This is a genomic window from Micromonospora sp. WMMD710, from assembly GCF_029626045.1.
Classification (GTDB): Bacteria; Actinomycetota; Actinomycetes; order Mycobacteriales; family Micromonosporaceae; genus Micromonospora.
Window position 1 is genome coordinate 1,705,422 of the sequence record NZ_JARUBD010000001.1, and the last position, 12,434, is coordinate 1,717,855.

Sequence of the window (12,434 nt, forward strand, 5' to 3'; positions counted from 1 at the left end):
GTCAGCCGCCTCCTTCGTGGTGGGCGCGGGCGAGCGAACGGGCCTGCTCCGCCGCGGTGTCCGGGTCCTCGGTCGCCTCGGCGTGCAGGAAGTCGACGCTGCGGGCGCGTACCACCAGGGCCCGGCCGGGCGCGGAGATCACCAGGTCGGTCGCGGCGTGCAGGGTGGCCAGATCCGGGGTGAGCTCCAACGAGCTGCCGCCCTCGGTGGCCAGGCGCAGGCTGCGCCGCACGTCGTCGACGACGATCGACTGCCCGCCGGCGGTGCGCAGCGTCCACCGACGCGCCCGACCGTCGTCGATGCCCGCGTCGTACGGCTCGACGGCGCCGAACAGCGAGCCCAGCACGATGCCCGAGGCCGGCTCGCCGCCGGGCAGCACCACCAGCACGGTGTCCTCCGGATCGGGCAGCGCCACCAGACCCTTGCCGCGACCCGCCCCGGGGCAGAGCACGCCAAGCCACCCGGCGTCCAGGTCCCCGTACGCCGGCAGGGTCAGTCGCACCCGGCCCAGCCCATCGGGGTCGGCGACGTCGGTGACCGTGCCCAGGGTGACCACCGCGCCGCCGGTCAGGGCCGGCGGGGTGGTCGGCGGCACCGTGGAGAACCGGGTCAGGTGCCCGTCGCCGTCGACGGTGTGCACCACCTCGGTCAGCACGTACGCCCCGGCGACCGGATCCGGCACCCCACTCAGGTCGATCCGCCGGCCGGGGCGCAGCGCCGGATCACCCTCGGCCACCCCCTCGGCGGTGACCAGCGCGGCGGCGCGGGTGTCCAGTCGCGCCTGGGCCAGCGCCGCCAACTCGTCGTCACTACGACCCGGCTGGTCGACGGCGGTGCGTACCCCGTCGGCGCCCACGTCAGCCGGGTCCGGCCGATCACCGGCCGGTCGACCGCACCGCGCCTCGTCGGCCCGCTGGCTGATCGGCTCGGCTCGCTGCGGATGCCAGCCCAGCGCGGCGCTGGCACCGCTGGCCTGGTCGGCGTTGGTGGACAACCGCAGGCTGTGCACACCCGCGCCGAGGGCCAACGCGACCGGCTCCCCGTACCCGGCGAGGGTGACCAGTCGGACCCCGTCGCCGTCGGCGGCCAGGTGCAGCCCGGCCCGGCCGGTCACGTCGCGCAGCAGCTCCAGATCGCTGTGCCGGTGCTGCACCAGCCGCTCCAACCGTGGCCCGTCGGTCTCCGCCGTCACGTCCAGCCCGACCTCGCCGCACAGCTCCCGGGCCAGGTCGGCGGCGGTCACCGACGTGAAGACCCGCAACCCCTGACGCTTGCGCAGCCGGTGCAACGCGTCGTACGCCCGCAGCCGCAGCACTGCCGCGCCGTCCGCGGCGTACTCGACCTCCACACCGGTGACCTCCCCGGTGAACAGGGCGTCAGCGTGGTCGACGAGGCGTACGTCGAGCGTCGTGCCGGGGCGTACCGCCGGGTCGAACGCGCCGACCCCGGCGGTGGTGGCGAGCACCAGTTCGGCCTGGGTGGGCTGGTCCAGGCGGGCCGCCACCCGCAGGGAACGCAGCCGCTGGCGGGCCGTGGCGGTCAGCTCGACGCCGTCCAGCAGGACGATCAGCGCCCGGGGCACGACGCTGGTCACGGCGCACCCGCGGGACTGGTGCCGGTCGGTGCGGCGGTGGCCGGTGCGGGTGTCGTGTCGGCCGGCGCGGCCCAGCCCGCGGTGGCGGTGGCGATCGAGGAGCCGAGGAACGACGCGCCGGCGCCGACCGCGCCGGCCACCGCCCGGGCCATACCGGTCAGCGTCGACGCGCCCGGGGCACTGTGGGGTGGGGGTACGGCGAGGGTGGTGCCGGCCGGCACCGCGAGCGGGTCGGTGATCCGGTTGTGTTCGGCCAGCAGCCGCCAGCGCAACGGCGAGCCGAGCGCGTCGTTGGCGAGCAGGTCGAAGCGCACACCGGAGCGGCCCGGCTCGGCGGCGCCGTCACCGGCGGCGATGACCGCGCTGCCTGGTGCGGCGGTCGGGGTGTTCGCCGCGGCCAGTTCCTCGGCGAACCCGGCCTGCGCCTGATCGGCGGTCTCGGCGGCCCGCACCAGCTTCAACCGCAGCCAGGAGCGCCGAGGTGAGCCGGTGCCGGTGAACGCGTCGAACCGCTCCGCCACCGCGATGATCACCCCGGGCACGTTCCAGGTCTTGCCCCAGACCAGCCGGACCAGCGGTGGCCGCAACCATCCGTGCTCGGAGCTGGAGTTCTCGGCCAGCATCCACAGCGGACGCGTCAACACCCGCACGTCGGCCGGCCGGACCTGCGCCTGGACGAAGTCGACGTCGAACAGCAGGTCGAGCACCAGCTCGGTGCGGCCGCCGCCGGTGAAGACCAGCGGGTCGTCGGCCAGTCCCGCCCCGGTGAGCTGCCCACCGGCCACGCCCCGGTGCCGTACGCCGGCGAGCCGGGTCACCTGCACGGTCTCCGGGTTGAGCAGGCAGTCCACCCGTTCCCCGGAGGAGTCGATGAGGAAGGCCACGCGTTCCATCAGTCGCCCGCCTGTTCCCGCTCCAGTCGGGCGAGCTGGGCCGCGTCCCACGCCGCGGTGGGCAGCGCCCACAGCGGTCCGTCATCCGGCAACGCCGGCCACGGGTCGACGGCCGTCGCCTCGGTGGTGGACAACGGGATCGCCCCGCGCACCGGCCGTCGCCCGCCGCTCGGGTCGCGTGCCACCGCGCCGGCCCAGCCCTCTGCCACCGCGCCGCCCGGCGGTACGCCCCACTGCCCGGCGCGTTGCCCGCCCGGCCGTGCGGTCCGCTGCCCGACGCCCTGCTCGGCCGGCTGCTCGGTCTGCTGGCCCGGCCATGCGCGATCGTCGGGAAGAGCCGGCCACGACCCGTCCCCGACAAGCCCGCCCGCCCGATCCGACCCCACCCCGCCGGCGTCGGCGAAGGCGGCCGCGGATCGTGGCGGGCGAGTGTCCCGGGAGCGGCCGACATCTCTCACGATCTCGGCGGGTGTGCGGGGCGGACGCCGGACTGGCCGGCTGGGCTGACTGGTCGGCTCGCCGGTCCGGCGCGGCCAGTTCGTGTCGGTGGACGCGGTGATGGTGCGCGCGGGCGGCCCTGTCGCCTCGCCCCGCCGGGACGGCGAGCGCAGGCGCCAACGATCCAGCAGCCGCCCGACCACCCCACGGTCCGTGTGCGAGGCCGCCGCCGCGCCTTGGGTGTCGGCGCCTGCTGAGGCGCTGCCGATGCCCGGGTCGCCGGGACCGTCAGCCGCATCGGACGGACGGCCCGACCCGCCGGCCCGGTCCGCCGATCGCCACCCGTCCGCACCCACCGCCGGCGGGCCACCGACGCCAAACGCCCCGCCCGCCGTCCCGGACCCGCCCGCCGCGCCGATCCCGCCCGCTGCGTCCTGCCCGCCGGCCGTGCCGAACCCGCTGGCCGTGCCGAGCCCGCTGGCCGTGCCGAGCCCGCTGGCCGTGCCGAACCTGCCGGCCGTCCCGGACCCGCCCGCTGCGCCGAAGGAGCCTGCTGCGCCGAGGCGCCCCGCGGGATCAGCGCCGCCCGTCGTCCCGGACTCGTCCGTCCACTCGCGGTCGACCGTCGTACCGGAAGCCTGGAAACCGTCCGGACCCGGACCACCGTGCCGCGCGGACGCCGCGGAACCACCCGTGGTGCCATCTCCGCCGTGAGCTTGAGGCTCGACGGTCTGGGCGGCGGGCCGGACCTCCTCCGCACGTCCGGATGGCCGTGCGGCCCCGGACCGCGGCCGCTCCGCAGCGGTCGACGCCGCGTCACCTGCCGACAATCCGTCGTCGCCGCCCCGCGTCTGCTGAATGGCGGTCGGTGGCGGGTCGAGGTCCAGTTCGCGCAGCAGGCCCGGGGCGTGTGCGGCGACCAGGTTCAGCCAGTGCGGTGGTGGCTCCCCGAAGCGACGCGGCACGTCCGCCGGGCGCTCCGCGGGTACGCCGGGTTCCTCGATCCGCCCGGCGAGGCGCTGCGCCGCCCCGGCCGCCGAGCGCAGCCGGTCGGCCAGCCAGTTACGCGGGGGTCGGCGCGGTGGCACCGCCGGTCTCCAGCTCCAGGCCCTCGTAGCGCAGGGTCAGCGACGCGATGGCGATCTCGTGGCTGAGCGTGTTGAGGTGCGCCCCGCGCCACCGGGTGGGCCAGGCGTCGATCAGGTTCCACCGCAGCACCTCGGCGGTGCCCACCGGGTCCAGCAGGACCACCGAGACGTTGCGGCGGTTGACGGTGCCCTGCGCGGTGGCGTTCACCCAGTCCCACAGTTCCCGGGACGCGGTGAGCCCGAAGTGCAGGGTCACCGGCTCGTACTCGGCCTGGCCCGGCACCATCCGCATCCGGCCGACGCCGTGCTCCCGGTACGGCTGCCCGGGAATGTTCACCTCCAGCCCGCTCATCTCGGTGAAGTGGCCGTTGGTGACACCGTTGATGAGCAGCCTGAAGTTGTAGGCCCGGTACGGGTCGACCGGTGCGCCCGGTTGCGGGGCGGCCGTGGTGGGCATGTCAGCCTCCGATCGTCTCGGTCTCGGTGCCGCCGGCCCACTGGCTCAGCTTGAACACCACGAATTCGGCGGGTTTGACGACGGCGATGCCGATGTGGGCGATCACCATGCCCGCGTCGCGGACGTCCGGCGGGTTGGTCTCCTCGTCGCACTTGACGAAGAACGCCTCTTCGGGGCTGCGTCCGAGCAGTGCGCCGTCGCGCCAGACGCGGGTGAGGAACGCCCCGATGTCGCGGCGGATCGAACGCCAGAGCGTGAAGTCGTTGGGCTCGAAGACCATCCAGCGGGTGCCGTTGGCGATGGCCTGCTCGATGGCGATGCTGAGCCGCCGTACGTTGAGGTAGCGCCACTCACTGGCCTCGGCGGCGAGCGTACGGGCGCCCCAGACGCGGATGCCCTCGCCGGCGAAGTAGCGGATCACGTTGACGCCCTTGGGGTTGAGCACGTCGTGTTCGGGCCGGGTGACGAGGTAGCCCAGGTCGACGGCGCCGCGTACCGGCTCGTTGGCGGGTGCCTTGTGGACGCCGCGCAGGGCGTCGGTGCGGGCCCAGATGCCGGCCAGGTGCCCGCTCGGCGGGGTGAGTTCCAGCTCCCCGCTGATCGGGTCACGGACCCGCAGCCACGGGTAGTAGAAGGCGCCGAACTCGGACTGCCGGGGCCGGTACGCCGCCCCGTCCACGCCACCCGAGCCGCCGGGAGCGCCGGAGCCGGCGGCGCTGCCGCCGGCACCCTCGGCGGGTTTCGGAGGCTTGCCGGACGACGGTGTGGCGACGCGGGTCAACGCGGCGATGTCGTCGATGTCGGGCGCCGGGTCGCAGATCGCGACCATCGTGCGGGTCCGTTCGGCCATGCTGAGCAGCGCCTCGTGGGCGACCACGTCGTGGAAGCCGGGCGCGGCGATGATGGAGATCTCGTCGATGGCCTCCAGTAGTTGCAGGCCGCCGCGTTGCTTGCCGGTGCCGGTGATCGCGCCGCCGTCGCCGACGTTGACGATCCAGCAGCGGGCGCCGCCGTTGTCGAGGAAACCGAAGACCGCCCGGGCCAGCGGGGTGCTCTCCACCTGGTCCCCGCCGGCGAAGAGCCGCAGGAACTCGGTCCAGTTGTTGACCGGTACCGCTTTGCCCAGGTGGGCGCCACGGTCCGGGGCGACGCCGACGAACGCGGCGATGCTGGTGCTCGCCGGTCCGATGGGTCGGGCGCCGCTGGGGACCTCCTCGACGTAGATGCCGGGGGAGAAGTAGCTGGGCATCGGTCCTCCTGTGCGGGTGGGCGTCAGTTGGTCGGTGGCGCGCAGACGATGACGATGTCGTCCTCGTCCGCGTCGACGTCGGCGGTGAGCACGAGCCCTCGTCCGGTCAGCCGCAGTCGTACCGGTGCGGGGTGTTCGGGGTCGTGCGGGACGCCGACGATGAGGAACCGGCCGTCGGGGTCGGTGTGGGTGGCCGACGGGCTGCCGGGCAGTTCGACGCGCATCGCCGCCAGTGGTTGGTCCTCGGGGCCGACCACCCGGCCGGCGAGGCTGCGTACCGCAAGTTGGTGCAGCCGCAGCGGTCGCAGCACCGGCGGCGCGGCCGGGGTCGGGTGGTCCACCTGCGCCGGCACGTCGATGAGCAGTGCCGGGCGGGGTGCGGCGCCGAGCGCCGTCCACAGGGTGGGGTCGCCGGCCTCCAGCACCACCGGGTAGCTGCCGTCGCTGGTGGCGGCGGTGAGCACCCGGTCGAGGCGGTCCAGTCCGGCCGGTCCGGTCACGCAGAGCAGGTAGCGGATCGTGAACCGGTACGGTTCGCGGACCGCGCCGCTGGAGCGGGTCTGCCGGGCCGGGCGCAGATCCATCGGCCAGAGGGTGAGCCCGTCGCCGTCGGTGCGGGGCGGGCCGATCGGGACGGGTTCGCCCGCCGCGCCGGTCAGCCAGGTGGCCAGCTCGGTGGTGGCCGTCTCGATCGGTCCGCGCCCGGTCATCGCGGCGGCGTCCCCTGGATCCGGTACGCGATGGCCTCGTTCCACACGTGCGGGTAGACGCCGATCTCGAAGTACCGGGTGAAGCGGTTGATCGGGGCGTTCGTGTGGTCGTGGTAGAGCAGCCACACCGGGGCGATGGTGAACAGCACGTAGTTCGCCAGCACCAGCGGGATGTAGAGCGGGCCGAGCAGGCGCGCCTGGAAGATGTGCACGTCCTCGTGTCGCTGGATGCCCGAGCTCGAGCCGGCGCAGACGGTGCCGATGGTGGTGGCGTAGCGGGGTGAGACGCCCTCCACCACGCTGACTCGGCCACTGCTCAGTGAGGTGGGCCGGTCCAACGAGTGCCCGAAGATCAGGTGCACGGCCAGGTAGATGGCCCCGACGACCGTGTTCAGCAGGCTCCAGGTGTGGTCGACGACGAAGAGGAAGATGCCGCGCGCGTCCGACGCGTACACCCCGGCGGAGGCCACCGCCCAGCCGAAGACCGCGCCGACCAGCAGGCCCACGACGGCGCCGATGAGCAGGCCGACCGGGCCGCCGGTCAGGAGGCCGAGGACGGCGCCGACGCAGACCTGGACCGCCGCGCTGAGAATTCCGAAGATCATGACGTCACCCCTCAGACCCAGGAGCGGAAGACTCGGGGCTCGCGACCGCTCGCGACCTGGGTCGGGGTCGCCTGCCGGTTGCCGGGCGGGAACTGGTTGATGCCGAGCGCGGCGGAGAAGATCACCAGCGCGTTGAAGAACGCGATGACCCACTTCTCGCCGCCGGCCTCGTCGGCGAACGCCGCGGTCACGTAGGACAGCAGCAGTGCGATGGCGATGGCGATCCACTTGCGGAGCTTGTCCCCGCTGGGGCCGATCAGGCCGCCGATGACGTTGGTGGCCAGCAGGGTGGCGGCGCTCGCGCCGGCGATGCTGCCCAGGGCGGCCCAGGTGAAGAGATCGTTCACGGCGATCCCCCTTTTCTGCGATGGTGCGACCGGGATGTGGTGGAGGTGAGGTCCGGTGCCCCCGGGCGGGAGCGCCGGGGCCGGTCGCCGTCGGCGCGGGGCGGCCGGGGCCGGGCGTGGCCGGCAGGGCCGGCCACCGATGGATCAGCCGGGCCCCGCCGCGCCCGGAGACGGACCGGGCGCGGTCGGACCGGGCGCGGCCGGCGCCGTCGGGCGGCGGCGACGCAGCAGGAGTACGCTCACCGCGGCGAGCAGCACCACCAGGAGTACGCCGCCGACGACCAGCAGCCACGGGAACCCGCTGTCGTCGCCGGCGGCTGCCGGCGAGGTCGACGGTCGGGGTGGCGCCTCGGCCACGGCACGCAGTTCGGCCGGCTTGTCCTGGTTGGGGTTCACCTTCCAGCTGACCGAGCGGCCGTTGACCGTGCCATTGCTGTCGATCACCCGGCCCGGAAATGTCACCGAGATCTCGAACGACATCAGTTTCATGAATGCCTGCTGGTTCTGCGGATTCTGCTCGGCGACCTTTCCGCCGTACTTCTTCGGATCAAGTGGCAACGTGAAGCGGTAGAAATCGCCGTCCCGGACCAGTTTCACGCTCTCGCTGTCGAACGTCTTCAGCGGCGCCTTGCGGTAACTGATCTGGGACCCGAAGAGTTGGCTGTCCTCGTAGCCGGTCTCCTCGCCCGGAGGCAGCGCGGGAATGTTCTGCCGCAGCTCCGCGAAGGCCGCCGAGATGTTCTTGTTCCGTGCGGTGAGCACGGACTTCTGGGCCGTCAGCAGCAGCTGCCCGTCGACCGTGTCGTCGGCGTTGACGGTGAGGCCCATGTTGAGTTGCATGCAGCCGCTCAGCGCGGCGAGAAGAACGAGACACACCGCGACGCGGAGTGCCCTACCGCGGTTGACTCTCCTGTTCATGCGCTCAGTGTGTGTGATCGCTTTCACCACGAGCAGTCAGCGATCAGTCACAATGCAGTCGCCGATTGTACCGGCGAACTGTCGTCTTTACCCGGGGCCGCCGACGGCACAAATGGCTATTCTGGAGTTTTGGGCCGACGTGCGGTTCGCCGCCCCTCCGGTGCGAAGATGATGGTGATCGCCGCCGGCCGAGCGCCCACCTTCTCGTGCCCGCCTTCTCGGCCCACCTTCTCGTGCCCGCCTTCTCGTGCCCGCCTTCTCAGCCCGCCGGTGGTCGCCAGTCGACGAACCGGGTCATGCCGCGCAGCACGGCGCCGGCCGGGATGAGTCGCAACGCGGCACCGCGCACCGCGAGGGCAAGAGGGTTGCGCAGCTGTTGGCCGTACCGGCCCGCGCGCAGCGAGGACCGGGCGATGGCCTGGCTGCGGGGACGGCGCTGCTCGTCGTACGCCGCGAGGGCGGCCGGCAGCCCGCGCGCACCACCGGCGCAGGCCGCGCCCAGGACCACCGCGTCCTCGATCGCCTGCCCGGCGCCCTGCCCGAGGTTCGGTGTCATCGCGTGGGCGGCGTCACCGAGCAGCGCCACCCGCCCCCGCACGTACGAGGGCAGCGCCGTGGCCAGGTGGTAGATGTCGTTGCGCAGGACGACCTCGGGCGGGGTCGCCGCCAACAGCGCCGGGATGGGCTCGTGCCAGTCGCCGAAGTGCTGCCGTACGGCGGCCAGCTCGTCCGGGGCGCGGCCGCCGGGCGGGGCGGTGAGCGCGGCGTACCAGTAGACCTGGCCGTCGCCCAGCGGCACCATGCCGAACTCGCTGGCCGGGCCCCAGGTGATCGCGGTCGGGATCGGATCGGGGAACGCGATGGCGGCCCGCCAGGCCGTGGAGCCCGCGTATGCGGGGGCGGGGAGGTGCGGCCAGAGTTGGGCGCGCAGCCGGCTGCGCAGGCCGTCGGCCCCGACCACCAGGTCCGCCCCGAGGGTCTGCGGGCCGCCAGGGCCTCGGTAGTGCACCTCGGCGCCATCCGCGCCGGTGCAGAGCGAGAGCCGCGCTCAGCCCGCCGATGCCACCGCCGACCACCACCGCGTGCGGATCGTTCATGGCGCCCACCCTTCTACACCTGTAGAAGAGCGATACCACCTGCGGACCACCGGAAAGGGGAGGGTGCCGTGACGGCCCGGACGACCCGGATCGCGCTGCTGGCCGACGCGGCCATCGAGCTGATCGCCGACGGCGGCATGCGGGCGCTGACCCACCGCGCGGTGGACGGCCGTGCCGGGATGCCGGCCGGCACCACCTCCGCGTACCTGCGAACCCGGCAGGCACTCATCGAGGCCGTGGTGGGACGTCTCGCCGAGCGCGACCGGGACGACCTCGCCGTGTTCGACCTGCCGACCGGCCCGCCGCCCCCGCCACCCGGCCCCCGGCTCGGCGCCGCCGACCTCGACCGGCTCGCCGGCGGTGTCGCCGAGGTGCTCGACCGGTGGCTGAGCACCGGACGCAGCCGGACCCTGGCCCGTTACGCCTGCCTGCTGGAGGCGGCGCACCGACCGGAGTTGCGCGGCATCCTGCACCACGGCACCGGTCTGCGGACCCAGTCCCGGGACCTGCTGAGCCGGGCCGGAGCCGCCGACCCCGAGCGGCAGGGCGACCAGTTCGTGGCGTTCGTGGACGGTCTGCTCTTCGACCGCCTGGTCGGGGCCGGCGCGCTCACCGCCCCACCACCCGGCAGCCCGGCCAGCCGTGCCGACCTGACCACCGCCGTCCGTACGCTGCTGCGTGCCCTGACCGGAAGCTGACCGGACGGCCGGTGCGGCCGGTGCGCGTCCGGCCTGCGGGTCCGCCGCGTGATGGGCGGCGCGTCGGGCCTGGGGAGCGGCCCGGTGAGCCGGTTCGCCACGTGATGGGAGACGATCAGTTCGGGTACCGGGACCGCCCGGCGCGGCGCGGTGCCGGTCCGTTCGGCTGGAGCGGTGTGCGGGGAGGTGGACGGATGCGGCGGCTCACCGGGCTACGGGTCGCCGGCGGGCGACTGCGGCACGGCTGGCGGCCGGTGCTGGAGGCCACCGTCGCCGCGACCGTCGCCTGGCTGCTCGCCACCCGGCTGCTCGGGCATCCGCAGCCGTTCTTCGCGCCGGCCGCCGCGTTGATCGTCCTCGGGCAGGCGCGGGGGCAGCGCATCCGGCGGGCCGTCGAAGTCATCCTCGGGGTGGCCGCCGGGGTGCTGGTCGCGGACCTGGTGGTGCAGGCGCTGGGGCCGGGCAGCACCTGGACGGTCTTCACCGTCATTCTGCTCACCGTCCTGCTCGCGGTCGCCTTCGGCGCGACCGGCGTGACCCTGGTACAGGCCGCGGTGTCCGCGCTCTACCTGGTGGTGGTCGCGCCGCCGGACGGGACGCTGGTGCCGTTCCGCTTCGTCGACGCGTTGATCGGCGGCGCGGTGGCGCTCGCGGCCAGCCTGCTGGTCGACGCCCGGCACCCGCTCGCGCCGCTGGTCGCCGAGGTGCGGCACACGTTTGACGAACTGGCCGGCCTGTTGGCCGGCATCGCCGACGCGCTGGACCGCCGCGACGAGTCGGCGGCGATGGGCGAACTGACGCGGGCCCGGGGGATGGACGTCCGCGTCGACGGTCTGCGCGACGGGGTGCTCGCCGCCGGTGAGGCGCTGCGGCTCAACGTGCGGCGGCGTCGGCACATCGGCCGGCTACGGTCGGTCGACGAGTCGGTCCGCCAGATCGACTACGCGGTACGCAACGTCCGGGTGCTGGCCCGTGCCGGGGTGACGCTCAGCCGCCTGCACACCCCGGTGCCGCCCGAGTTGGGCGTCGCGCTGCGGTCGCTCGCCGAGGCCGTCCGCGAGGCCGGTGCCGCGCTCGCCGCCGACCTGAACGGCCAGGACGAGGCCGCCGACCGGTACGCCAGCCGGGCGGACGAGTCGGCCCTCGCCGCCGTGCACACCGCCGGGCAACTGTTCGGCTCGACGCAGGCCCTCCCGCTCGCCATGATCATCGGTCAGGTTCGGGCCACGGCTATCGACCTGCTCCGCGGCGTCAACCCCGACGACGACGCCGCCGTCCTCGCCCGCGTCGACGAAGCCCTCGGCCTCCCCGCCCTCTAACCCAGCCCCCGCCCCGGCCCCCCTCTGAACCTGCCCCGGCCCCCCCTCTGAACCTGCCCTGGCCCCGCCCCCGGCCCCGCCCCCGGCCCCGCCCCCTGCCCAGGCCCCGCCCCCTGACCCGGCCCCCGCCGCCCTCCCGAGTCGATCATGGAGTTGTGGTGCCTCTCGTAAGCCGTGTATGGATGCAAAACGCCCACCACAACTCCATGATCGACGGGGAGACGGGGAGACGGGGAGACGCGGGAGACGGGGGAGACGGGGAGACGGGGAGACGGGGAGACGGGGGAGAGGCGGGGCGGGGGAGGGGTGGGTTCGTGGTTAGGGTGGGGTGGTCAGCCAGGTGGTGGCGGCGTCGCGGACGGGGGATGGCACCTCGTGGCCGCCGGGGAACTCTTCGTACCTGACGGCGTAGCCGAGTTCGTGCAGGCGTGGGACGAGCCGGCGGCTGCACACGTCGATGGGCAGCACGCGGTCGTCCACCCCGTGCGAGACGAAGATCCGTGGCCGGCCGTGGGTGGCCGGCGGCGCGGCGAAACCGGGGGAGAAGGCCAGCACCGCGTCGATCAGGTCGCCGTTGGCCAGGCCCAGCGACAACGCGTACGAGGCGCCGTCGGAGAAACCGCCGAGCGTCACGTCCCGCACCGGGTAGCCGTCGTACGCGGTCGCGAGCAGCCCGTCGATGCGCCTGACGTCGACGCCGAAGCCGCCGGCGATCAGGTCCCAGCTCGCCGCCGACGACTGCGGGGCCATCAGCAGCAGGTGGTGCGCGTCCGCGACCGGCAGCAGCAGGTCCAGTGCGTGGCGCGCCGAGCCGCCCGCCCCGTGCAGGAGCAGCACCAGCCGGTACGGCGCGTCGGTGCGCGGCGGGGCGTACGCCATGCCCAGCGGACGGCCGTCGGCGTCGGTCAGCGGCAGGTGCCCGGTGGGCGCCGGCGCCACCGGCGGATGGGGGCGTGTGGTCAGCCGACCTCGCCGAGGGTCCTGCGCCGGTTCCCGGTGTGGCGGCGCGGGGTCGGACACG

At 74.3% G+C, this 12,434-nt stretch carries 13 protein-coding genes; 2 read left to right on the forward strand and 11 right to left on the reverse strand.

Annotated features, from left to right (window positions below; genetic code table 11):
- Position 1: 1 nt before the first annotated feature.
- The 10 genes from O7620_RS07725 to O7620_RS07770 form a co-directional block, all read right to left on the reverse strand.
- Positions 2 to 1,594: a contractile injection system protein, VgrG/Pvc8 family gene (locus O7620_RS07725; protein ID WP_278122481.1), complete on the reverse strand. Its 1,593-nt coding sequence runs from the start codon at positions 1,592 to 1,594 to the stop codon at positions 2 to 4.
- Positions 1,591 to 2,487 (reverse strand): hypothetical protein, encoded by an 897-nt coding sequence (locus O7620_RS07730; protein ID WP_278122482.1) that lies wholly within the window; start codon positions 2,485 to 2,487, stop codon positions 1,591 to 1,593. Before O7620_RS07730 ends, O7620_RS07725 begins: the two co-directional genes overlap by 4 nt.
- On the reverse strand, positions 2,487 to 4,013 hold the full coding sequence (locus O7620_RS07735; RefSeq protein ID WP_278122483.1) for a hypothetical protein: 1,527 nt from the start codon (positions 4,011 to 4,013) through the stop codon (positions 2,487 to 2,489). Before O7620_RS07735 ends, O7620_RS07730 begins: the two co-directional genes overlap by 1 nt.
- Positions 3,988 to 4,470 (reverse strand): phage tail protein, encoded by a 483-nt coding sequence (locus O7620_RS07740; RefSeq protein ID WP_151493007.1) that lies wholly within the window; start codon positions 4,468 to 4,470, stop codon positions 3,988 to 3,990. Before O7620_RS07740 ends, O7620_RS07735 begins: the two co-directional genes overlap by 26 nt.
- Position 4,471: 1 nt before the next feature.
- Complete coding sequence (locus O7620_RS07745; RefSeq protein ID WP_278122484.1) at positions 4,472 to 5,719, reverse strand: phage tail sheath subtilisin-like domain-containing protein; 1,248 nt, start codon at positions 5,717 to 5,719, stop codon at positions 4,472 to 4,474.
- 23 nt (positions 5,720 to 5,742) lie between these two features.
- Entirely contained in the window at positions 5,743 to 6,429 is a 687-nt protein-coding gene (locus tag O7620_RS07750; protein WP_278122485.1) for a carboxypeptidase regulatory-like domain-containing protein, read from the reverse strand.
- Entirely contained in the window at positions 6,426 to 7,034 is a 609-nt protein-coding gene (locus O7620_RS07755) for a glycine zipper family protein (protein ID WP_278122486.1), read from the reverse strand. The genes O7620_RS07750 and O7620_RS07755 overlap by 4 nt, the downstream gene beginning before the upstream one ends.
- Positions 7,035 to 7,045: 11 nt before the next feature.
- Positions 7,046 to 7,381: a hypothetical protein gene (locus tag O7620_RS07760; RefSeq protein WP_151493011.1), complete on the reverse strand. Its 336-nt coding sequence runs from the start codon at positions 7,379 to 7,381 to the stop codon at positions 7,046 to 7,048.
- A gap of 144 nt (positions 7,382 to 7,525) precedes the next feature.
- Positions 7,526 to 8,299 carry a DUF3153 domain-containing protein gene (locus O7620_RS07765; RefSeq protein WP_278122487.1) on the reverse strand — a complete coding sequence of 258 codons (774 nt, stop codon included), beginning with the start codon at positions 8,297 to 8,299 and terminating at the stop codon, positions 7,526 to 7,528.
- Positions 8,300 to 8,558: 259 nt separating this feature from the next.
- A complete protein-coding gene (locus O7620_RS07770; RefSeq protein WP_278122488.1) occupies positions 8,559 to 9,308 on the reverse strand; it encodes an FAD-dependent monooxygenase in 750 nt (249 codons plus the stop codon).
- A 156-nt stretch (positions 9,309 to 9,464) separates the two neighbouring features.
- Here O7620_RS07770 and O7620_RS07775 point away from each other — a divergent pair, with 156 nt between their 5' ends.
- Entirely contained in the window at positions 9,465 to 10,094 is a 630-nt protein-coding gene (locus tag O7620_RS07775; protein WP_278122489.1) for a TetR/AcrR family transcriptional regulator, read from the forward strand.
- A 194-nt stretch (positions 10,095 to 10,288) separates the two neighbouring features.
- Positions 10,289 to 11,413, forward strand: a complete 1,125-nt coding sequence (locus O7620_RS07780; RefSeq protein ID WP_278122490.1) for an FUSC family protein — start codon at positions 10,289 to 10,291, stop codon at positions 11,411 to 11,413.
- 318 nt (positions 11,414 to 11,731) lie between these two features.
- On the opposite strand, the gene O7620_RS07785 is transcribed toward O7620_RS07780, so the two are convergent.
- Complete coding sequence (locus O7620_RS07785; RefSeq protein ID WP_278122491.1) at positions 11,732 to 12,352, reverse strand: phospholipase; 621 nt, start codon at positions 12,350 to 12,352, stop codon at positions 11,732 to 11,734.
- Between the last annotated feature and the right edge of the window lie 82 nt (positions 12,353 to 12,434).